This window comes from Candidatus Leptofilum sp. (assembly GCF_965223525.1).
GTDB lineage: Bacteria > Chloroflexota > Anaerolineae > Promineifilales > Promineifilaceae > Leptofilum.
Genome location: NZ_CBDCWX010000004.1, coordinates 1 through 22,910 on the forward strand (window position 1 = coordinate 1; position 22,910 = coordinate 22,910).

Genomic DNA, 22,910 nt, shown 5'->3' on the forward strand with positions numbered 1-22,910 from the left:
GAGCTAGCCATCAACGGCACCATCAACGACATCAGCATGAGCGGAGCCAAGCCCCTCTACCTCACCGTCGGCTTCATCATCGAGGAAGGGTTGCCGCTAAGTGCGCTGGGCCAGATTGTAGACAGCATGGCGGCGGCAGCGGCCAAAGCGGACGTGGCTATCATCACCGGGGACACGAAGGTGGTGGACAAGGGTCATGGCGATGGCGTGTTCATTAATACCAGCGGCGTTGGTATCGTGCCAGATGGCCTGGCGATTGCACCAAACCAGGCCAAGCCGGGGGATGTGGTCATTGTCAGCGGCACCATTGGCGACCACGGCATGGCGATCATGAGCGTGCGCGAGGGACTGGCCTTTGAAGCACCCATTGTGAGCGATACGGCCGCTCTCAACGGCCTCATTGCCCAAATGCTGGACGTTTGCCCCAACATTCACGTGCTGCGTGACCCAACGCGGGGTGGCGTGGCCTCCTCGCTCAACGAGATTGCCCAAAGCTCCCAGGTGGGCATCGTGCTAAACGAAAACAAGATTCCGGTGAATCCGGCGGTGAAGGCAGCCTGTGAACTGCTGGGGATGGATCCAATCTTTGTGGCGAATGAGGGGAAATTGCTGGCGATTGTGCCAGAAAATGAGGCGGACAAAGTGGTTGCGGTGATGCGGAATCATGCGTTGGGGCGGGAAACGGCCGTTATCGGCAAAGTCGTCTCAGAGCATCCCGGCATGTTGGTGGCTCGAACCGGCATCGGCGGCACGCGGGTCATCTCTATGCAAATTGGGGAGCAACTACCGCGCATTTGCTAATAATCATGGTGAAATAGCGAGTTTTTCTAGAGAAAGAAGTGAAAAACGGCTGTTCTCAACAGATTGCTGAGAACAGCCGCTTCCTCCCTGGCACAACAGAGATTGCTTACGATGTATCACCTGCTGTGTCGTCAGTGCGTTCTATGTGGTAGGGCAGGTAAGGATATCCATTATGGCATGCCTAAGAGAAGTACAGGATCGGCCCTTCTACAACGCCAGTGATACGGCCAGGCTCTCCACAATAGTCGTAGAAAGTGACCGAAACCACTAGCTTGTACGGGATTCCATGATGTTTGGCCGTAACAGTGCCGGCGGGTACTTTGACACGGTAACGATAGTAGCCATTGCCGCACGGGTTAGCACGAACGTAAATCTCACGTCCCTTACGCGGATAATTGAACTCTTTCCCGCGCCCCATTGATTCCAGATGTAAGCGAATACACCACTTTCCATAAATCAAGGGCATTAAAGTACCTTTTAATGACCAGTAGATATCCACATACCAATCATCTCCGACTTTGATAACGGTGTTCGGGGCTACGCCGCTATCCAGAACACTGGCTTCAATGTGTCCGTACAAATGCGGGGATTTTGGAGGGAATGGCGTTTGGAAGACACCTGGATACCGCTGAACCCAGGGAGGTAAAATACCATCCATCGTAGACTCAAGACTGTTTGCAGGTTCTGGTAGAGAGTCTCCATTGTTAACGTTGCTCACGGATACATTCTCATCATTTTCTACTTCAAATACTAATTCATTGTCAGACATTTTTTACTCCTTGTAAAATAAAAACGACTACTCATTCTTTAGGACAGAAATTAGAGATAACGCTTAATCAAACACAGATAAACCACCTCCTCAATTAACTAGCCTGCGAAACCCTTTTCGCCTTTTCAGTGTTGTACAATTCAGAACGTTGCCGAACATCGAGTTTCTCAGAATATTCACTTATGGATTACCAGGGTTGTTGGAATTTGTGGAATGATGTATTGGCATTTCATGACCATCATAATCTGTTTGCCGGGTGATTACTAAGCCATAGTTGATTAAATCGGATGAAACGAGGAAGTGATGACAGTTTCTTTAGCAGATTTGGTAAGCAAATATAAAGAACGCTCTGGATTGAGCTTCAGTCAGATTTCGCAAAAATCTGGTGTGCCTGCAAAAACCATCACAAGCTGGGCTAATGGTTTTGTCAAGCGTCCTAGGCATTGGAGAGATTTAGTTTCATCTGCTAAAGTGTTGGGGTTGACAAAGGCTGAAGTTGACGAACTTTTGCAAACGGCTGGACATTCTCCAATTGATACTTTATTAGGCGTTGCCGATGAAAAAGGACAAAAATTGCTGAGTGGCTGGCAGGAGAAAGCCCCTCCTATTCAACTACCACGCCTCCATATTCACGAGTTTATTGGCAGATTAGAGGAACAACAGATAGTAACTGAAAGATTGCTCAAAAATGAGCGGCTCTGTGCCATTCAAGGAATGGGCGGGATAGGAAAAACATCATTGGCAGTGCATATAGCTCAATCATTAGCACCCCAATTTCGGGATGGCATTCTTTGGGCAGACATGCGAAACTTGGAAAATGACCAAATATTGGAAAATTGGGCTCTAGCTTACGACGTTGATATAAGCGCACTTTCAAATGTAGAAGGTCGCGCTTCATATATGTGGGGCGTGCTAACGGGTAAAAACACACTCATCATTTTGGATGATGCAACCAGTTTGCAACGTGTGAAACAACTTATTCCTTCGCAACTAGCCGATTGCTCCATACTCGTCACAACGAGACAAAAAACAATAGCACACGGTTTGACACCTGTTGATGAGGCAATTGTGTCCTTGCAGCCAATGCGGGAACAAAACAGCTTACAACTCCTGCAAGATTCATTGGGTTTTAGCTTTGCAGAAGCTCCCCAGTTTGTTAAGCAGGAAATTTGTGAATTGTTGGGGTATTTGCCATTGGCAGTTAATATTTTCGCTCGTCGAGCGAGATTGTTGATGGCACCTTTGCCCATGTTGTTAGAACAACTTCGCAGCATTCGTACGCGATTAAACCGACTTCAAGTAGGTGATGAAGCTGTCCGAACTGCGTTTGAGCAAAGTTGGGAATTATTGGAAGGTACGCTTCAACAAGCCTTTCGGTTATTAGCACTTTTTTCTGGACGTTCATTTTCGTTAGAAGCTTTTGCCCATATTGCAAATATAGATTTGCTAATGGCAACGACGACACTAGGTGAATTATATGCACTGTTTTTACTAGAGATTGTGTCAGAGGAGCCCCGCCGCTATAAACAGCACCCCTTACTTGCTAGCTTTGCCCATGAGAAAGCGAACAATCCACCTGAACTTTATCTTCAAGTGTCAGCCTATTATCAAACGTATGCTGAAGAACATACCCCAAATTACGAAGTATTGCGGGAAGATTGGCAAAATATCATGGCTGGAATGCGGCATGCTTACACACAACAAAGCTGGGAACTGGTGCTCGATTATGTCGGAACATTACAGCCTGTTTGGTTTACCCAGGCACAATATAGCAGCGCAAGACAGGGTTATGGTTGGGCAGATGAGGCCGCTTTAGCCGCAAGTAATGAAAAACAGTTGGCTGATATCCAACTGCACTGGGGTATTGCTTGCCTAGAGCAATCTGATTATTTGGAAGCAGCTCAAAAGCTTAAGAAGAGTTTGGATTTGTTTCAAAGCGTAGAAGATGCCCAGGGAATAGCAAACGCGCATTATCATTCGGCGCGGGTTCAGCTTGAACAAGATAGTTATGATGAAGCAGAACAGGCTTTACAAGAAGCGTGGCATCACTACCAGATTGTTGAGGATGTGAGTGGTATGGCAAACTCGCTGTACCGTATGGGGAATATTGCATACCATCGGGCTGAATATGAAGAGGCGACTAAACTTTGCCACGATGCCCTTAAACTGCAAAGAGAGCTAAGCAACCAGTTAGGGATTCTAAAAGTATTGTTGCGCTTAACGATGATTGCGCTAGCACAAGAGTATGTTGATGAGGCACAAAGCTACTGTGCTGATGCCCTTTTATTGAGTGAGGCATTAGATGATCAGGCCGAAACAGCTCGTACTTATTACACATTTGCCAATCTATGCAGACAGCAGAGCGAGTTTGAAATGGCGAGGGATTATATTGAAAGAAGTCTTGATCTCTTCCAGCAAATGGGCGATCGGTCTTCAGAGGCGAATGCGCTTAATGTGGCGGCATTGATTGAATTGGATTGGGGTAAGGCCGATTTGGCACAGGCAAAATACCACCTGGCTTATGAACATGCCCGCCAAAGCCAAGAGATCAGCAAACAGCTTGATTTTCAATTTGGTATTGCTAATGCTAGATTGACATTAGGCCGCATTTATAGGCGGCAAGATAATGTGGAGGCAGCTTGCCAAGAATGGGAAGCTGCCTTGACAATTGCCAGGACAATCAAAAGTAACTTGTTAGAAACAAGATTGAATGAATTGAATGACAGGTTTTGTTAAACGTGTAGTTAGATTGATTATCCAACAACAGGTTCAGTTTCTGGTCCTTTGAGTGTCCAGCCGCCCGCTGCAAAAACGGGTAACCAAATATGTGGTGGAATATTTTCATTACCGCGCAGACCTTGAATAAAATCAATCAGTTGATCTTCCAATGAATCTGTTATTGCTTGAATTTCAGTCTCGTTAGGATAATTAATTGAGTTTTCCTCCTCAGGAAATTCCTTGTAAAGTTGATCTAATTGAAACTTGAGCTGCGCCATATTTTCTGGAGCGTAATAATTAATAGGTTCGTTAACCGACTTTGACCATAACTTATCTTCCTCAGGCTTGCCAAGAATCTCAATAATTTTTTTGACAATTTCTTTCAAGTAATCTTTAGCCTGATCAATAGACACATTTTCAAAATGTGGTTGCGAATCCGTTAATCCCCAGTCAGTATTAGATAAAAAGGAACTCCTCTCTAATGCTCTTGTTTTCTCATGATATTCCCAGTGGTTTTTTAATCCTTTAATAACAGCATCTGGGATTAGATTGTCGAGTTGTTCCAATGCATATATGTAAATCCAGGAGCGCAACAATGGTATTGGATGAGCACCATCATCGTAGACAAAGTGAGTTGGCAACTGGCTGAGAAGCATGTCTTGGAATCTTAAAGCAATAACAGGCCCAGCTATAATTGTTCCATAAACATCTGAAAATATCTCTTCCATCCATTTCAGCAACCATTTGGGATATCCTCTAAACTCAAGGGCTAAGTAATTTGGTATTGGCACTCCGTCAATTCTACCGTGCCAATAAACATGATGGCCGACTTCGTGAGCAATTGCTAAATAATCTGCATCCCAAGTAGTGCATGAAAACGGAATGCCAATTAATGCCGCATTTGCATAAGGAATCACCCGAACAGATGCAGACTTTTGAAAATAGGTTATAGGAACAGTGGGGTCTATTAATTTTCCCTCAGCAAATTGAAGAGCATCCTTAGCAAACCAATCAGCAATTTGTAAAGTGCTTTTTTCCTCATCACTTCCCTGCTCTCTTTGTTGGAAAGCTCGTTGAATTACCGAAAGGTCAAAGTAGGATTGGTCAAGAAGTGTACGTATAACGTAACTTACTGGATGGCGTGGTGAAGCCAGTAAAGTTGGAGCAGTCCGAAATCTTGGAAAAAAAATTTCAATAAGTTCTGTCGGTAAAATGATTCGCTGAGGATCATCATCAGGAGAATATAAAAGACGAGAATAAGGAAAAAGTGTATGTAAATCAGATAATTTGTTATTGTGTAGCCAGGGTAGCAGATTGATGTTTAGTCCCTGAGGAGTATAAACGAGAGCCAGTGATTTTTGTGCTTGTTCATCGTAGAAAAGACCAGAAAAGAAGTTAAATCGCTTAGTAGTGAAATTGTGAAGAATATTCACCAATCGTTGATACCATGCTTTTTCGATTTGCAAATTGCCTTGATCATCATTAACAGAATTTGCCACAGATTGTTGAGAAACTCCAAGAGCTTCATAACGATCATCCCAATGTTGTTGCCCTAGATTAGCCATGATTTTCTCCTTGCGAAAATGCAATAATCCCCGTAATCAAAAATATATAGATGCCCCTGTCCTTTTGATTAAAGTAAAGTTTCTAAGGCACATTCCAAGGCATCTCAGGAAGGTTTTTAGCTCTCTGAGCATTCCTTTTCGTTATTTGCCTTTTTAAAAAAGTATAGTGATAATCTTTCAAATAAACAGTAACTATTTGGATGAATTTGGATGAATTTTTCCACAAATAGACTTGGAACCATTTGGCACATTGAACGTTGGTACAAACTCTCGGCTATAATGGCCGGGATGATATATTATCAATTCTGGCATTATAGCTTGGTTTGATAGGAGCAAATGCTTCTAAGTTTCCAATTGTTGGTTAGCTAGATTTCCCCTGCTTTCAATTCTAGCCCCAACGCCTGAAAATCTTCAGCATCCAAATACCGCTTCATGACGCGCCAAGCCCCCCAGTAGGTGAGGAGCGCAGCCGCTGCAAAGGTGAGGATGAGAAAGGTGACGCGCGGCAAAAACACGCTGACTGCCAATGGTGTCATTGCCATCATAGCTACCCAAATCCCCCAAAATAAATGCGCCACGGAGAGCCGCAAACCATTCTTCAACCAGCTTCTCAAAGGCGGGTCTAGCGTGACCAACAGCGGCCACAGATACACATTTGCCACAATGAGAAACAAGCCAAACAGGGATGTGATAATGAAGGCAGGCAAAGCGATAGATGAGTCAAAGCCATTTTGCCAAATGAAAAACAAATTAAGGCCAATCAATCCGCCAAGAAGCAAATCAATAACGCCCAGAACTGTTGCTTTACGCCAGTAGCGGCGAACGGCCGTCCAAAATGTAACCAGTGGTGCATCCGCCGATTGCCCCCGCGCCCATGGCGCAACGGAAGCAAATAGTGCGGCCGTTACGGCCGGAATGGTGACAATAAGCAGTGAGCCACCCAGCCACAGCATGTTGAATAAAATAAAATTTGTGAGCGTGTTAAAAAACGCCAATAAGTTAGATGGGGAGCCGTCGTTTTGTTTAAACAAGGTCATGTTGGTTATCTTGGCTCAGATTGTTTTTTTCGCACGTAGATCGTTTTCTTTACGCTGGCCACAAGCACATCTTGTTCATCTTTAATCTCAACGATGAAGTTGGGAAAATATTTTTCACCATTTGCCGTATTTTGCCTTATTTCTGCCAAAACCTCATCTGAAATGCTGATGACAGAATGGACTTTGCTTTTACCGGGCTTAATAAAATCTATCTCGGCTGCTTTGTCCCAAACTATGTACTCTCTGCCTAGTAGCTGCATCAAAAGCAGCATCAGGTGGGGGTCAACCATCGAATAAAGGCTGCCGCCAAACTGTGTACCCACAAAGTTCCGATTGTACCAACGCAGAGACATAGAAACGTTTAGCTCTTTCCAATCCTCGCTGATGTGGCTGATTTTAACGCCAGCTCCAAGATAGGGCGGGTAGATGTTGAGCAACCATTTCAGCAGTTTGGGCGTCATTTTCATCAATTTCCACTCCGTGCCTGTATGATCTCGGCCATGATAGCGAGGGCGATTTCTTCTGGCGTTTGGGCAGCAATGTCTAGCCCGATGGGGGCGTGAATACGGCCGATTTCCACCTCGCTAAAGCCATAGCCGCGCAGCCGCTCCACGCGCTTGGCGTGAGTTTTCTTGCTGCCGAGAGCACCAATGTAGAATGGCTTGGTTTTGAGGATGATTTTCAGAGCCGGGTCGTCAATTTTGGGGTCGTGGGTGAGTAGGGCAACGGCCGTTTCCTCCGTAATCTCCACCTGCTCAAACGCTTTGTCAGGCCAGGCTTGAATCAGTTTGTCAACGTGCGGAAACCGCTCCTTGCTGCCAAAAGCGCGGCGTGGATCTATGACCAGAGTGCGGTAGCCTAGTGTCTTGGCAAAGTTAGTAAGGGCAATGGCGATATGAACGCCACCCACCACGATCAACGTCGGGGCGGGGCGCACGGTGTCTATGAAAATTTCAACATCGTCATTAAGCTGAACGCGCTGTGGGTGAACGGCCGTTCCCTCAGCGGCAATCGCTTGTGCATCCAATGCGGCATCCCCCAGCGTGCCAAGCTGCTCCCCAACATGGCTAACGGCCAGCTTGCGCCCCAGCAATGCTTCTGGCCCGCGAATAACGGTGATAGCTGCCCCCGCTTCGTCGTTTTGGACGAGGTTGTGGATGAATTGGATAACGGCCGTATCCAATGGTTCCACAAAAATTTCAATCGTGCCGCCACAGGCCAGCCCTACGCCCCAGGCAGTCTCATCGGCAACGCCGTAATGCAGTAATTTAGGGTGGTTGGTTTGCAGAACGGCCGTACCTTCCTCAAACACCGCTCCTTCCACACAGCCCCCACTGACTGATCCAGCAATACGGCCGTCTGGCGTCATCGCCATCTTGGCACCCACCTTGCGCGGCGCAGAGCCCCAAGTTTGAATCACCGTCGCCAGAGCCACAGGTTTCTCAGTTTCCAACCATTGAATGATGTCTGTAAGCACCTCTTTCATTTTTAGCTTATCTGAGGGTCAAACACTTCTCGAACCCTATACAAAAAGTATCCAATACCATATTCTGACTTGCGTTGAACAAAATTGGAGAAAAGAAGGTCAACAGCTTCATTTTGGATTCGAGCTAAATGCCTCTTCAATTGATGATCCCTAACTTGACTGTGTGCAGATACTGGAAATATTGGAAACAGAACATAGCCAATTTTGTTTGATGGCAAGCCCTTCAGTTTATGAATATCTTTAATGACTCCTGTGATATTGTTAGTGATTGGTCGTGAACGATTTTCAACACCTGCAAAGCGAAAATTTGTATTAACTGTTTTTAACATGATGAAACTAGTTGCATGATTTTCAGCAACAGCAATATCGGCAAAATGTAGCCGTTCTGAAACCTGATAAGATTCTTCTAAGGTTACTTTGAAACCAGCCGTTTGAAGAGAAGCGGCTAACTCTAGTTTAAACCAGCCTTCAAATTTGGCTCTTTGTTTTATGGGAATGGCCAATTCTTGTTTGCTTAAAATGATAGGAATAACCTGAGTGAGACAGGTTGATAACATTATTCACTTCCCTTAGGGAGACGCAAAAACCTGTGTCCAATAGCGGTTCCAGTTTTCATTGCCAGTATCATTTGCCAGGTAGTAGTAACCGACGCCTGTTTCCTGATAATTGCAATTCAGAATGTTGGCGCGGTGGCCAGAGCTGTTCATCCAGCCATTAACTGCGCTGGCGGCCGTACTGTACCCAGCAGCAATGTTTTCTCCCCAAGTGGAGTAGCTGTACCCTTGTGCGGCAATGCGCTGGCCGGGTGAAGAGCCGTTTGACCCTGTATGTGAAAAGAAATCATTAAAGGCCATATCTTCACTGTGCCCTTGTGCTGCTGCCACCAGTTTACTATTAACTTGTAAGGGCGCACAGCCTGCCTTCTCCCGCTCATCATTGATCAAATCAACCACCACCTGGGCTTCGGGGCCCAGTTTTTGGTTGCTAATAAGGGGCAAGTAGAGGAGATTGCTGCCGGACGGCCGTTCGCTATTTGTTGGTGCAGGGGGCGATGTGGCTGTGGCTACGGCCGTTCCCTGCGCGGGTTCGCCCAAAATAACAGGTTCATCTGCCCAGGAGGGTTGGTACCAAGACAGCATTGCTGCCAGGATGAGCCAGACAGCAACGCCCAAAGTGATTCTATTTTTCATTATTCTGCTCCATTCCAAATTTTCTTTGCAGAATAACGGTTCAGGCAGCAAGATTCAATCTTAGCGATAGGACGCTACTCCTATGCGCGAACACATTTGTGCCAACGGGCAGCTTGTACAGCGGGGGCGACTGGCGGTGCAAATATGCTTGCCAAAGGGAACCAGCAGCCGATTGATGTCAATCCAATACTTTTCTGGGAGCTTGTTTTGCAGGGCTGCCATTGTCTTTTCCGGCGTTTTTGCGGCTACATAGCCCCAGCGGTTGGTGATGCGATGCACATGAATATCTACGCTTATGAATTTTTGGCCACAGGCAATGCCCAGCGCTAGATTGGCACACTTTGGCCCCACGCCTTTGAATGACAAGATGAGGTCACGGTCACAGGGCAGTTTGCCCTCAAATTCATCTACCAGCTGCTGGGCAATTGCTTTGATTTGCGCTGCTTTGCGTTCAGAGAACGAGCTGCGGCGAATGATTTTAGTGAGTTCGGCGATGTCCAATGCGGCTATTTGGGCTGGCGTGCGAGCGCGGGCAAACAAGTTCAGCGAGACGGGCAGGGAGACCTCATCGTAGGTGCGAATGGACAAGATGCAGCCCACAAGCTGCTCGAACGGGCTGTCGTGCCCTTTTTGTGCCAGTTCAAACATGGCTGCTTTAGGAAACGGCCGTACCGCTTCCGCCACTTGTTCCATCACCCAATTAATGTCAAACAGTTCTTTTTCCATAACTTTTTTGGACGCGGATTAACGCCGATAAACGCTGATTTTTCTTTCCGCGTTTTCCGCATTCATCTGCGTCCCATTCACCTGTATCGAATGAAGGCGGCTCCTGAAAGCGTGATTTGCTGGCGGCGAGACGGCCGTTTCTGCACCGTCAAGTCCTGCAAATGGGTCACCAACTGTTCCAGGCTAGCCAGATTGTGTACCGGTAAGAAATCGTCAATGTGCGGCAGTGCGGCTTGCATTCCGCGTGTTAGCGGCTCGTATTTTGCCAAGCCAAGCAGCGGATTCAGCCAGACCAGCCGGTGACAGCTTCGCTGCAAACGGCCGATTTCCTGCTTCAGCAGCACCGGATCGCCCTTATCCCAGCCATCGCTGATGAGCAGCACCACCGCGCCGCGCCCCAGCACCCGCCGACCCCATGCAAAATTGAACGTTTTCAGCGATTCGCCAATGCGTGTGCCGCCTGACCAATCCGTCACCTCGCGGGAGACTTCGGCCAGGGCGCGATCAATCTCTTTGCCGCGCAGCTGCTGCGTGATGCGAGTGAGGTGGCTGCTAAAAACAAACGCCTCCACCGCCTGCTGCAATCCTTTGGCTAGACTGTAAATAAAGTGCAGCAGCAGTCGCGTGTAACGCTCCATCGAGCCGCTGATGTCGGCGATGACGATGAGCGGGCGCGGCTTGAATTTTGGCTGGCGACTGGGCCACTCGATCAGTTCGCCACCGTAGCGCAGGTTGCGGCGTAAGCTGCGCCGCAAATCTAGCTGCTGCCCGCGCCCCGGCTGCTGCCGTCGCGTGCGCCGCAGCCCCAGTTGCCACACCATTTGGGCCATGAAATGCTTTACGTCTCGTATCTCTGCCTGGGTTAAGTCGCCAAAATCTTTGTGGCGCAGCCGTTCACGGACGCTGTAGGTTTGCGTTACCTCGATGATTTGCTGTGATGCTTCATCCTCACCTTTGGCTAGGTTACGGCCGTTTGGCTCCGCTTGCAGTGCTGGTGGGATCATCATTGGTTCGTCGGGCGCATCGGGCTGGCTTTTTAGAAAATTGTTGAAGCTGATCTTTTCACGCGGGGAACGCCAAAATAGCGTAAACGCTTGTTCAAACAGGGGCAAATCTTCGCGGTTATGTACCAGCAGGCAGCGAGCCGTGTAGAAAAAGTCTGGCTTACTGGCTAGATTCACATGCTCCAGAGCTTGCACCAAATCTACCATCCGGCCCGGATTCACGTCTACGCCCAGGGCGCGGAGCAAACGGCCGAACAAGATGAGGTTCTGAAGTAGGTAGTTGTTAGTCATGGGTTATCAGACCCTCACCCCAGCCCTCTCCCTGCCAGGAAGAGGGCAAGGGAGGGGTAAATTACGCATTTGTTCGCACACGATCAAAAATATGCCTCGTCGTTTCCCCGCTAACCTTCTCGATGTCGTCCTGGTATTTGAGGATGACGCCGAGGGTGCTTTCTACAATTTCTAGCGTAAGGGCTTGGGCGTCCAGTGCCACCAGTGCGGCCGTCCAGTCCAGCGTTTCGGCCACGCCGGGCAGCTTGTACAAATCCTGCTGGCGCAGCTCCTGGATGAAGGCAGTAACCTGTTCTGCTAGCCGCTGGGCGGCGTGGGGCAGCTTGGCGCGCACGATTTCTAACTCTTTGGCAAAGCTGGGGTAATCAATCCAGTGGTAAAGGCAGCGCCGCTTGAGGGCATCGTGGAGTTCGCGGGTGCGGTTGGAGGTGAGTATGACTACAGGCGGTTGCTTGGCTTTAATCGTACCAATTTCGGGGATGGTGATTTGAAAGTCGGAGAGAATTTCTAGCAAAAATGCTTCAAACTCCTCATCGCTGCGGTCAATTTCATCAATGAGCAGGACGGGTGGTTGCGGTTTGCTGTGTTGGATGGCTTGGAGAAGCGGCCTTTCCAACAAAAACTCCCGGCCAAATAACTCGGCCTCGGTGGCTCGCTCATCGCGGGCCTCCAGCAGGCGAATGTGCAGCATCTGGCGAGTGTAGTTCCATTCATACACCGCCTGGTTCACGTCTAGCCCTTCGTAGCATTGCAGGCGAATCAGTTTCGTGTCTAGCAGATCGGCCAGCACTTTGGCGATTTCTGTCTTGCCCACGCCGGGTTCGCCTTCCAAAAAGAGAGGTCTTTGCAGCTTTAATGTGAGGTAAACGGCCGTTGCCAACCCCCGATCCGCCACGTAATTCTTATTACGCAAGGCTGCCTGTAGCTGGTCAATTGATTGGATTTCCATTCATTCTCCGATGTCTCAGTAATCAGTCATCGGTAATCAATAGTTGACACTATTACGGATTACCGTTTACCGATTACTGAGATGTAAACCCACCGTCCACCGCCAGCGCCGTGCCATTGACAAACGAGGCCGCGTCTGAGCAGAGCCACAGCACGGCTTCGGCTACTTCGTGCGGTTCACCCAGACGGCGCATGGGATTGATGCGCTTGGTGGCTTCCACAAATTGCGGGAATTCGGCAAAGCCGCGCTCCACCATCTTTGTACGAATAACCGAAGGGCAAATGGCGTTGATGCGAATGCCTTTGCGTGCATATTCTAAAGCGGCCGATTTGGTTAGGCCAATGACGGCGTGTTTGCTAGCCCCATAAACGGGCATAGAGTGGGTTCCCACCAGCCCAGCCACCGACGATGCGTTGACGATTGTGCCACCTCCCAGGGCTACCATCTGCGGAATTTGATATTTCATGCAGAGCCAGACCCCTTTTACATTGACGGCCATGATCTGGTCGAAGTCGGTTTCGCTGACATCAACGGTGCGGACGGGGTGACCTTCAATGCCTGCGTTATTGAAGGCGATATCGAGACGGCCGTATCGCTCCACCACCTCATTCACCATATTTTCCACCTGGGTTGCCTGCGATACATCCGTCTGGACAAAAAACGCCTCGCCACCTTGCTCAGCGACCATCTCCACCGTTTCCTGTCCACCAGCGGGATTTATGTCGGCAATGGCTAATTTGGCACCGTGATTTGCAAAGAGAACGGCCGTTGCCCGGCCAATGCCAGAACCGCCGCCCGTGATCAGGGCAATTTTACCATCTAGCTGCATAAGAACCTCCATCAGTCAGTAGGTCGGTAGTCGGTAATCAGTAACCAGCAATCAGTATCGGGTCAGGGCCACTGATTACTGACACACTGAATACTGATTACCGATTAACGTCAAATAAGTGCCATTTTTGCCGAGAAGTGCCGCAGCACAGACGGCGCATCCATGATGCGAACGCCACGAATGCTTCCTTTGATTCTGTTGACATAAAGTAGCACTTCGGCCAGATAATCTACGTGGCTTTGCGTATAAACGCGGCGCGGGAAGGCCAGGCGCACTAGCTCCATCGCCGCTGGCTTTTCGCTGCCGTCCGGCTGCTGACCAAACATCACCGAGCCAATTTCCACCGAGCGAATGCCGCCTTCCAGATAGAGTGCTAGCGACAGTGCCCAGGCAGGATATTCACTTTGGGGAATGTGGGGCAACATCGTTTTGGCGTCAATGTAGATGGCATGGCCGCCCGGCGGCTGCACAATCGGAATGCCATTCTCGGTGAGAATATCGCCTAGGTAAGCCACCGAGCGGATGCGGTAACGCAAATAATCTTCGTGCAGCACCTCTTTTAGCCCCACGGCCAGGGCTTCCAAATCATACCCAGCCAGGCCGCCGTAGGTGGGGAAGCCTTCGGTAAGGATGAGCAAATTCTTGCATTTTTCTGCCAGCGTATCGTCATTGAGGGCTAGGAAGCCGCCAATGTTGCCCATGCCATCTTTTTTGGCGCTCATGGTGGCACCATCTACGTAGCTGAACATTTCCTGCGCGATTTCCAGAGGCGTTTTGTCAGCGTACCCTTCTTCGCGGGTTTTGATAAACCAGGCGTTCTCGGCAAAGCGGCAGCAGTCTAGGAAGAGAGGGATGCCGTGCTGGCGGCAAATCTGGCTGGCGGCGCGAATGTTTGCCATGCTCACAGGCTGCCCACCGCCAGAGTTGTTGGTGACGGTAATCATCGCCAGCGGCACGTTACCCGGATTTTCGACGATGGTGCGTTCCAGCTTTTCCAGATCAATGTTGCCTTTGAAGGGCAAAATGGCGGCGGGATCATGTGCTTCGGGGATGGGGATGTCTAGCGCGATGGCTTTACGGTATTCCGTGTTGGCGCGGGTGGTGTCGAAGTGGGTGTTGTTGGGCACAATGTCGCCCGGTTTGAGCACGGAGCCGAACAGAATGCGTTCAGCGGCGCGCCCCTGGTGGGTGGGGATGACGTGTTTGAGGCCGGTGATGGTGCGAACGGCCGTTTCAAATTTGTAAAACGACTTGGCGCCTGCATACGACTCGTCCCCCAACATCATGCCCGCCCATTGGCCGGACGACATCGCCCCTGTACCGGAGTCGGTGAGCAGGTCAATGAGCACGTCTTCGGCTTTGAGCAGAAACAAGTTGTAGTGTGCCTCTGCCAAAAGCCGTTCCCGCTCCACACGGGTGGTTTGGCGGATCGGTTCGACGGTTTTAATGCGAAATGGTTCGATAATGGTTTTGAACTTCATGAAGTGCCTCCATAAAGGTGACTGTCACCTACTTTGCCAGGTAGCTCAACTCATCCGGCAGTTGCCGCATGAGTAAATAATCTTGTACAAATTCAAGGTAATCAGATCGTTTGGGAAAATTGTCATCAACAAACTGCTTGTCAACTAATTTGCCATTCCTTTCTCCAATCCACTCTAGGTAATTAGAGAATTGCCACTCTTCCAGATTCTGAACCAGGCCATCTTTTACGGGATTGGCGTGAATGTAGCGACACAAATGCAGCAAATAGTTGTTAGAAGAGACGAGTTTTGCTTGATAACGCCCTTTAAAAAGCGTGCCGCTGTGGGCGTAAGCCTTATTGTATGCTTTGGAGTAGCTGTTGAATACGCGCTGCGGCAACAGTCCTGCATCGAAATCACCGTCTTGCCGGACTAAAAAGTGGTAATGGTTGGGCATGAGGCAGTAGGCAATGAGTGTCAACTGTAGCTCAAGGAGATATTTTTTGATTTTGCCTAGCACATAAAGGTAATTCTTCTCTTCGGGGAAAATTGTTATTTTATGTGTGCCTCGATTATACAAATGGTAATAATGGCCAGGAACCCAACTAATCTCGTCTTTTCTGGCGTGAGGCATGTGTGCTCCTGTACAATTTAGATGACAGTCACCTTTAAGGTGACTGTCATCTTTCGTTCGCGGAAAATAGAAACCTGCCCCGATTTTAACAGCTTACCAACTTGTGAGGCCAATTGGTTGGCGATGCGAAGGGTGGGATGACCGGGGTTTATCTTCGCCAGGTGTAAGGTGTTGTCTTCCGGTCATCCCGCCCCCGTGCGATTTCAGATGACAGTCACCTTTAAGGTGACTGTCATCTTTCTGCCCATTTTCGATTATTTGGGCGGGATCGCCTAAAATGGGCAAAGGAGGCAAAGCAGCAGCAGGAGGAAACAGATGGCAAACGTTACTCAGCAACAGTTTGACGATAAAGGTAACCCAACTCCAGCTTGGGCGCGTGCGAAAATTGATGAGGCCAGGCGCAGCCGCACGCGTTCGTTGGATTTGAGTTCTCCTTTGCTAAGAATAGACAAAGACTACTTGGTAGATATTCCAAGCGCTGTGTTTGATATGGAATGGCTGGAATCATTGATTTTGTCCGGCAATCAACTAGCGACCGTTCCTGCTGAAATAGCCAAGCTGCAGAACCTGACAACGTTGGATTTGAGTTTAACCGAGCTAACAAACTTTCCCTCAGAAATTTGCCAACTGCAAAATCTCAGGAATTTGGATTTGTTCGGTAACTACCTGAAGATAGTGCCCACCGAAATCAGCCAACTGCAGAACCTGACAGCGTTGGATTTGGGCGAGAATCCGCTAACGGCCGTTCCCGCCGAAATCGGCAAGCTGCAAAACCTGACAGAGTTGTATTTAGGCTTCACCGAGCTAACGGCGGTTCCCGCCGAAATCGGCCAATTGCAAAACCTTACAACGTTGGATTGGAACCGCAACCAGCTGGCCGTTCCCCCCGAAATTTTCAAACTACAAAATCTGACGACATTGCATTTAGATACCAACAAGTTAACGGCCGTTCCTCCAGAAATCGCCCAGCTGCAAAACCTGACAACACTGTATTTGGATCACAATAAGCTAATGGCTGTTCCTGACTGGTTGTTTAGCCTTCCCAAACTTGAACGACTTTACCTGCACAACAACCCGATTCAAACGCCGCCGCCAGAAGTTTTGGAGTTACAAGAGTTAGACCGTAAAAGACCCGTTGATTTAAACAGAGTGCGGGCTTACTTTGAGCAGTTGGCAGAAGAAGGAGACGACACGCTGTACGAGGCAAAGCTGATCATCATCGGCGAAGCGGGGGCGGGCAAAACAACGCTGGTCAAAAAATTGCAAGACCCCGCTTATACCGTCAATCCAACCGAACCCTCCACCGAAGGGATTGATGTGGCCGAGTGGTCGTTTCCACTGCCGCAGACATCTGATTTTTCCAAAAAATCGGATGTCTCCGCTGCCAACAACTTCCGCGTCAACATCTGGGATTTTGGCGGGCAGGAAATTTACCACGCCACCCACAAATTCTTTCTCACCCGCCGCTCTCTCTACGCCCTCGTTGCCGACGCTCGTGAGCAAAAAACGGATTTTTACTACTGGCTCAACGTTGTCGAACTTCTCAGCGACAATAGCCCTGCGCTCATTATCTCCAACGAAAAGCAAAACCGCGCCTGGCCATTCAACGAAAATCAACTGCGCGGCGAGTTTGGCAGCCTCAAAGATGTCTTCCCCGTCAATCTGGCTGATGAGAACAGTCTTCGCCTAAATAAAATCATTGATGCGATCAAATATCATATTGTCCAACTGCCCCACGTGGGGCAAACGCTGCCCAAAACGTGGGTGCGGGTGCGGGCCGCACTGGAAGAGGATCCGCGCAACACGATGCCGCTGCCTGAGTACCTCGATTTATGCCAGCAGCACGGCTTCCGCCGCCACGACGACAAGCTGCAACTGAGCGATTATTTGCATGATTTGGGCGTTTGCCTCCATTATCAAGATGATCCATTGCTCAACAAAACGCTCATTTTGAAGCCGGAATGGGGCACGGCGGCCGTCTACGCCGTTCTGGAAAGCAGTGTTGTCAAAGCCAAACGGGGGCGGTTTAGCCGTGCCGACCTGGCCACTATCTGGCAAGAAGAAAAATACGCGCCCTGGCGGGATGAACTGCTGCAGTTGATGATTCGCTTCCAGCTTTGCTACCAGCTACCAGGGGATGGCGACTACATCGCCCCGCAGTTGTTGAGCGAAAACAAGCCCAACTACCCCTGGAACGAGGATGACAACCTCCAGCTACGTTTCCAGTATCCGGCGTTCATGCCCAAAGGGATTTTGACCCGCTTTATTGTGACCATCCATCGGCTCATCGCCAACCAGGATTGGGTGTGGAAAACGGGCGTCATTCTGAAAGATGCAGATGCCCGCGCCGAAATCATCGAGCATTACCAACGGCGGGAAATCACCATCCGCGTTCAGGGCGGGCAAAAGCGAGATTTGCTCACCAAAATCGGCTATGAATTTGAGAATATCCACAGTGATTTTCCTGACCGTCTGCAAATCAAGCAGTTGATTCCTTGCAACTGTTCTCAGTGCAAGGGGAGCGGTAACCCTTATTTCTTTGATTTTGGGCGGCTGAAAAAGCGGCTGGCGGTAGGCAAAACAACGGCCGAATGCGACGACAGCTACGAAACGGTAGACGTGTGGAGCCTGATTGATGACGTGGGTGCCCAGAAGCAGGCTTTAGATAAGGGAATGTACGTGGGCGGCGATTATATTCACATTGAAGGCGGCATCAGCAACAGTCAGGGGATTGGGATTGGCCGTGATGCGCATGGATCGACAACCCAAGCTCACTCAGACAATCTTTGATACCTGTTTAACGCAGGGGATTGAATTGACGATATGCCCGTCCCCATTAGATTAACACCACCTGCAACCAGACAAATAGTATCAGTGCAAGCCAAAGCGGGGGTGTACCGGCAGAGGAAGCCAGGAGAGCGCCTGATGGAAACTGAACAATTTGAGAGGGCCCCAAAACCAACAAAGGCCGAAACCGAAAGCCTCAGCTTTCAATTAGCCATCTTAAAAGACGAACTGGAACATATTCAAAATACGATTGCTCGAATGGATGAAATTACGCAAACGACCAAGAATTGGGCAATTTTGGTTTGGGGCGGCAGCGTCTTATTGGCTTTGGGCGATCCGGTTTTACGAGACTATCTATTTTTCACCGCTTTGTTGCCGCTGCTCTTTTGGTATATTGACGGTCGGTGGCGTTATCTACAGCGTCGTTCCAGTTTTCGTGCACGGAAAATTAGCCAGTTTTTGAATGACGGCCGTTTGACAGACTCTTTCCAAATGGGCAAACTAACCAACTTCACCGTCTACGATCCCATCGGCAGCCAGTACGACGCGAAAAAAGACCCGGATTACGCCAATTATGTTTCTATGAGGAAAGCGCTCAGTTATGCTGAGGTTATGGGGTTTTATGGGGCGCTGGTTTTAGTCAGTATCTTCCTAGCTTTAATCTTCTAACTTCTTTGACGATGTTGCCAAGCCGGAGAAAACGTAGCATATATCAGAGTATGCGGCCGTCCGGGAAATCTAGAAAAGAAAGAGCGGCATTTTTCATTAAATGTCGCTCTTTTTGTTTGATAGCCGCAAATTGAATGTGCGTGACGAGATATTTCAAGCAAAGGCGCGCTCTGGGGTGGGCGTTACGGCCGTTTCCCGTTCCGTCATCTGCATCTGAATTCCATTTTCCGGGGTGAGCGTAATTTGCGCGTTGTAGCGCACCGGGTCAGTTTGAGCCAGGGCCAATTGGTATTTTTGGGCGATGGTGGCCAGGATAAGTTGCGCCTCCATCATGGCAAAGGCGTTGCCGATACAGATTCGCACCCCGCCGCCAAACGGCATGTAGGCAAACTTGGGCAGCGATTTTTCAAACTGAGGCGTGAACCGCTCAGGTTTGAACGCCTCAGGATCGTCGAAATATTGTGGCAAATGGTGCATGACGTATGGCGACACAAAGACAGTGCTGCCTTTGGGGATGGTGTAACCGCCAATTTCTGCATCTTCCAGGGCGAGACGGCCGTTCAAAATCCAGGCCGGTGGGTAAAGCCGCATGGACTCTTTGATGATTTGTAAGCTGTAGGGCAGGTTGGGCAAATCGGCCAGCGTTGGCTGACGGCCGGCCAGCACGCTGTCTAGCTCTGCGTGGAGTTTGGCTTCCACCTCAGGATGCTGCGAGAGCAAATACCAAGTCCAGCTCAGGGCATTGGAGGTGGTTTCGTGCCCAGCGGCAAACAGGGTGGCGACCTCGTCGCGTAGCTGCTTGTCGTCCATAAATTCGCCATCTTCGTCCACGGAAAGCATCAGCATGGAGAGTAAATCTCCCGTGTCGGCAACTTGCCCGTTGACGGCCGTTTTGCGCCGCTCGGCAATAATCTGGTCCATCACCTGGTTAAATTGGGCAGCAGCTTTGTTGCGTAGGCGGTTGTCGGCCGTGGGAACCCAGTTTGGCAATGAAAAGCCGCGTTGGTAGTCACGGTTGGAGACGGCCTGAAGGTTGTGCATGGCGTTGCTGATGGCTGCGGCCGTATCGCCCGATCCTGTAATTCCATCAGCATCGAATAACGTTTTGGAAACGATAAGCATCGTCAGGTGCATCATCTCTTCGGTAATATCTACCGTTGCCTTACCTTCCCAGCCGTCCATAAGTTGATTCGCATAGTCAACCATCACTTCTGCATAATTGTGGATGCGCTTACTGTGAAAAGCGGGCTGCGCCAGCCGCCGCTGCCGCCGATGAAAATCACCATCGCTGGTGAGCAAGCCATTGCCCAAAAATTTGCCCAAGATTTGCTTGTCCAGTGGTGCTTTTTCAAATTTGTGGCGTTGGGTTACTAGCACTTCCCGAATGAGATCAGGATGCCCCAGCAGATACGTATGCACATGTGCCAACCGAAAGTAGACGATGTCGCCGTACTTTTTTACATTTTCTAGCAAAAATGTGGGCTCATCCTCGCTAAACTGGGGTAAGTTGCCCAGCAACAGGTTGCCTTTGGGGCCAGACGGCCGTTTAATTGTCATAATCATTGCTCCTCGGTATTGAGATAATTGACAAATTGTTGTTTAGTTGATATAGTGTTGTCAAAATCATAAATCGGATTCAGCGATTGTCAAGAACCAATTACGATGGACTGTTGTTTTATCAACGGCCGTTGCATAAACAACATAGAAGGCATTGATGGATAGACGAAAAAGGCGCACCCGCAGATTGCTGGGAGAAGCATTACTAGAACTGGTGCAAGAAAAAAAGTGGGATCAAATAACGATTCAGGACATTACCGATCGGGCAGATATAAACCGAGCCACCTTTTATTTGCATTACAGTAGCAAAGAGAAGCTGCTGGCAGATAGCCTAGAAGGATACTTTGATGAACTGGTGAAGCAGATTGCTGCCAAAACAATGAATAAACCAATCTGGGAGAACCCAGAAGCGGATGAGATGGTGTTTGCTCACGTAGCAGAACATGCAGATTTATACAGGGTACTGCTGGGGGAAAATGGCATGGGGTACGTGATCAACCGGGTAATTGATTACATTGCCCAGTTTAGCGAGCTTCAGCTCAGGGCAGGTTTAGGTAATATTGAACTGCAACTGCCCATAGAGATTATGGCGCGGCATGTGGCAGGGTCGCTTTTTGCACTGGTAACTTGGTGGCTGACGAACAATATGCCGTATACACCCCGTGAAATGGCAGAGATGTCCATCCGGCTGTGCGTGACAGGTACAATGCCGGTTAAACAGGCGTGAGAACTGTGACAAACTAAGTAAAAACCAGCAAATATTGTCGGGTGCGTAGCCGCGGATTTTTTCCGCGTCACCGGAGCGCAGTAAGAAACTGCGGCTACAAACAACGATTCATATTTGTTTGAAGCGGCTCAGGTTTTCCAGCTCATGGCGCGCGAACGAAAAGGAAGACGGCCGCATTTTCCGCCTCAAACTGATCAACAACAAGATAGCTGGGCGTGCCCGTCGCTAATGCCTGAATAAGCTCCGCATCCTCCTGCTGGTGAATGTGCGACATCGCCATCCAAAAACGAGGCGCACTGTTAATCGCCTGCTGAATTTCGGCCAGCTTCTCCGGCGTGGGGAGCTGGCGAAACCAGGTGCCGTATGTGGTCTCTAGCGGAGAGTCATTTTGGTAGACCCGGTAGGCGGGTTCAGCCCCGTAATAGACGTATACAAGGTCGTCTGGCTGCGCTTGCTCGTTCAAGTAAGCCACAGCCGGGCGCAGCGACTCGCGCGGCAATGCCAGCCAGGGGTTAACCTGAGCCATTTGGGGCCAGAAAAAGAGCTGAACGCTAACCAGAAAAATCCCCAAAGCGTACGCCGCGACAGGCCATCTTTTGAGGGAAATCACCGCTGCGGCCAACAGCATGAAAAACAAGGGGAGCACAGCCAGAGCGTACCGTTGGCCAATGGGGTAAATGCCAATAAACCGAACGAAGAACAAGATAGCAACGGTGGCCCAAAAATAAAGCGTGAGGTGGCACGTTTTTTTGTTATTGCGGCACAGGTAAATGGAGCCAACGGCCGTTACCACTAAAAAAATGAGCGGCATCCATTGTCCTGGCACACTGCTAAAGGGAACCGTGAAAAAGGAGATGAAGCCATCCAGCAAGTAGTTGTCGAATTGCCGCACGCTGGCCAGCCAGCCGGGGTCAACAAACAGCGGTTCTAACCCTTTGTTTGTGGAGAACCGGTTTATGTGAATGTTTAGCTGGGTGAAATAAAGCACCACGATGCTGAGGCCAATGATGAGGTGCGCTGTGAAGAAACGGCCGTACTGTCCCCGATCCTTGCGCTGCCAAAGCTGCCACATTAAATGCAAATCTAGGATGGGCAACAGCCAGGCCAATCCGTAATATGAGTACAATGAAACAATGATGGCAACAGTCAACATGACCCAGTCGGCCACGGCGCCGCGACGGCGAACCTGAGCAAACGAAATGAGCAGCAGCAGTGCCAAAAAGACGACAAAGCTGTACTGGCTCACCTCCTGAGCATAATAAATTTGCACAGAGGAAACGGCCATGAACAGGGCTGTGAGCAACCCAATCGTTGGTAATTTTTGCTTAGCCAACCAAATGTACGACAAGTAAACTGCGCCCCCACTAAACAGTGCCGAGGGAAGTCGCAGCCAAAATTCATTTACTGTGAGTTGGGCAATGGGAAACAGCAGCAAGCGGTAAATGGGCGGGTCTGCCCCATCTGTCACGAACAGCACATCGGGCCAGGGCGTAAGAGACCGCAGCACTTCGCGCGCTTCATCGAACCAGAAGCTGTGCTGGCCAATGCCCCACAGCCGCACCAAAATGGCCAGTCCAGTAAGAACAAGGATGATCCAATCCGTTTGGGTTTTGCGTAAAGATGTTGTGCTGCCTGTTGAAATATCCACAAATAACGTCCTGTATCTTAACTGGTGACGGCTTCCAATTCTAACTTACACACGCATGTTACG

20 protein-coding genes are annotated in these 22,910 nt (G+C 49.4%); 5 read left to right on the forward strand and 15 right to left on the reverse strand.

From position 1 onward, the window contains the following. The coding region (hypE, locus tag ACOQPM_RS00095; RefSeq protein ID WP_420627181.1) for a hydrogenase expression/formation protein HypE at positions 1 to 801 on the forward strand (801 nt) is incomplete at its 5' end. Positions 802 to 982: 181 nt separating this feature from the next. Here hypE and ACOQPM_RS00100 read toward each other — a convergent pair. Then, a complete protein-coding gene (locus ACOQPM_RS00100; protein WP_420627182.1) occupies positions 983 to 1,570 on the reverse strand; it encodes a hypothetical protein in 588 nt (195 codons plus the stop codon). A gap of 303 nt (positions 1,571 to 1,873) precedes the next feature. Here ACOQPM_RS00100 and ACOQPM_RS00105 point away from each other — a divergent pair, with 303 nt between their 5' ends. Continuing rightward, positions 1,874 to 4,306 carry a tetratricopeptide repeat protein gene (locus ACOQPM_RS00105; protein ID WP_420627183.1) on the forward strand — a complete coding sequence of 811 codons (2,433 nt, stop codon included), beginning with the start codon at positions 1,874 to 1,876 and terminating at the stop codon, positions 4,304 to 4,306. A gap of 17 nt (positions 4,307 to 4,323) precedes the next feature. Here ACOQPM_RS00105 and ACOQPM_RS00110 read toward each other — a convergent pair whose 3' ends face one another. The 12 genes from ACOQPM_RS00110 to ACOQPM_RS00165 form a co-directional block, all read right to left on the reverse strand. Next, a complete protein-coding gene (locus tag ACOQPM_RS00110; protein ID WP_420627184.1) occupies positions 4,324 to 5,853 on the reverse strand; it encodes a hypothetical protein in 1,530 nt (509 codons plus the stop codon). A 365-nt stretch (positions 5,854 to 6,218) separates the two neighbouring features. Then, positions 6,219 to 6,890 (reverse strand): DUF624 domain-containing protein, encoded by a 672-nt coding sequence (locus tag ACOQPM_RS00115; RefSeq protein ID WP_420627185.1) that lies wholly within the window; start codon positions 6,888 to 6,890, stop codon positions 6,219 to 6,221. 5 nt (positions 6,891 to 6,895) lie between these two features. After that, a complete protein-coding gene (locus tag ACOQPM_RS00120) occupies positions 6,896 to 7,357 on the reverse strand; it encodes a DUF4442 domain-containing protein (protein ID WP_420628241.1) in 462 nt (153 codons plus the stop codon). Continuing rightward, a complete protein-coding gene (locus tag ACOQPM_RS00125; protein WP_420627186.1) occupies positions 7,357 to 8,376 on the reverse strand; it encodes an XdhC family protein in 1,020 nt (339 codons plus the stop codon). The genes ACOQPM_RS00120 and ACOQPM_RS00125 overlap by 1 nt, the downstream gene beginning before the upstream one ends. Before the next feature lie 2 nt (positions 8,377 to 8,378). Continuing rightward, positions 8,379 to 8,933, reverse strand: a complete 555-nt coding sequence (locus tag ACOQPM_RS00130) for a hypothetical protein (RefSeq protein ID WP_420627187.1) — start codon at positions 8,931 to 8,933, stop codon at positions 8,379 to 8,381. 12 nt (positions 8,934 to 8,945) lie between these two features. Then, the gene (locus tag ACOQPM_RS00135; protein WP_420627188.1) at positions 8,946 to 9,566 is read right to left on the reverse strand and encodes a CAP domain-containing protein; all 621 of its coding nucleotides are present in this window, start codon (positions 9,564 to 9,566) and stop codon (positions 8,946 to 8,948) included. A gap of 60 nt (positions 9,567 to 9,626) precedes the next feature. Next, the gene (locus tag ACOQPM_RS00140; RefSeq protein WP_420627189.1) at positions 9,627 to 10,292 is read right to left on the reverse strand and encodes an endonuclease III domain-containing protein; all 666 of its coding nucleotides are present in this window, start codon (positions 10,290 to 10,292) and stop codon (positions 9,627 to 9,629) included. A 77-nt stretch (positions 10,293 to 10,369) separates the two neighbouring features. After that, positions 10,370 to 11,587, reverse strand: coding sequence for a vWA domain-containing protein (locus ACOQPM_RS00145; RefSeq protein ID WP_420627190.1), 1,218 nt, complete (start codon positions 11,585 to 11,587; stop codon positions 10,370 to 10,372). Between the two features lie 61 nt (positions 11,588 to 11,648). After that, positions 11,649 to 12,536 carry an AAA family ATPase gene (locus ACOQPM_RS00150; RefSeq protein WP_420627191.1) on the reverse strand — a complete coding sequence of 296 codons (888 nt, stop codon included), beginning with the start codon at positions 12,534 to 12,536 and terminating at the stop codon, positions 11,649 to 11,651. Between the two features lie 73 nt (positions 12,537 to 12,609). Continuing rightward, positions 12,610 to 13,365, reverse strand: a complete 756-nt coding sequence (locus tag ACOQPM_RS00155; protein ID WP_420627192.1) for an SDR family oxidoreductase — start codon at positions 13,363 to 13,365, stop codon at positions 12,610 to 12,612. A gap of 110 nt (positions 13,366 to 13,475) precedes the next feature. Further along, on the reverse strand, positions 13,476 to 14,846 hold the full coding sequence (locus ACOQPM_RS00160) for a tryptophanase (RefSeq protein ID WP_420627193.1): 1,371 nt from the start codon (positions 14,844 to 14,846) through the stop codon (positions 13,476 to 13,478). A 28-nt stretch (positions 14,847 to 14,874) separates the two neighbouring features. Next, positions 14,875 to 15,459: a transposase gene (locus ACOQPM_RS00165; RefSeq protein ID WP_420627194.1), complete on the reverse strand. Its 585-nt coding sequence runs from the start codon at positions 15,457 to 15,459 to the stop codon at positions 14,875 to 14,877. A gap of 315 nt (positions 15,460 to 15,774) precedes the next feature. Between ACOQPM_RS00165 and ACOQPM_RS00170 the strand changes: the two genes are divergently transcribed. Together ACOQPM_RS00170 and ACOQPM_RS00175 are read left to right on the forward strand one after the other, a co-directional pair. Continuing rightward, the gene (locus tag ACOQPM_RS00170) at positions 15,775 to 18,249 is read left to right on the forward strand and encodes a COR domain-containing protein (protein ID WP_420627195.1); all 2,475 of its coding nucleotides are present in this window, start codon (positions 15,775 to 15,777) and stop codon (positions 18,247 to 18,249) included. A 135-nt stretch (positions 18,250 to 18,384) separates the two neighbouring features. After that, positions 18,385 to 18,915, forward strand: a complete 531-nt coding sequence (locus ACOQPM_RS00175) for a hypothetical protein (protein WP_420627196.1) — start codon at positions 18,385 to 18,387, stop codon at positions 18,913 to 18,915. Between the two features lie 153 nt (positions 18,916 to 19,068). Here the strand turns inward: ACOQPM_RS00175 and ACOQPM_RS00180 are convergent, their stop codons facing one another. Next, positions 19,069 to 20,478, reverse strand: a complete 1,410-nt coding sequence (locus tag ACOQPM_RS00180) for a cytochrome P450 (protein ID WP_420627197.1) — start codon at positions 20,476 to 20,478, stop codon at positions 19,069 to 19,071. Between the two features lie 151 nt (positions 20,479 to 20,629). Here ACOQPM_RS00180 and ACOQPM_RS00185 point away from each other — a divergent pair, with 151 nt between their 5' ends. Beyond that, positions 20,630 to 21,199 (forward strand): TetR/AcrR family transcriptional regulator, encoded by a 570-nt coding sequence (locus ACOQPM_RS00185; RefSeq protein WP_420627198.1) that lies wholly within the window; start codon positions 20,630 to 20,632, stop codon positions 21,197 to 21,199. A 142-nt stretch (positions 21,200 to 21,341) separates the two neighbouring features. On the opposite strand, the gene ACOQPM_RS00190 is transcribed toward ACOQPM_RS00185, so the two are convergent. Next, the gene (locus ACOQPM_RS00190; RefSeq protein WP_420627199.1) at positions 21,342 to 22,847 is read right to left on the reverse strand and encodes a glycosyltransferase family 39 protein; all 1,506 of its coding nucleotides are present in this window, start codon (positions 22,845 to 22,847) and stop codon (positions 21,342 to 21,344) included. Between the last annotated feature and the right edge of the window lie 63 nt (positions 22,848 to 22,910).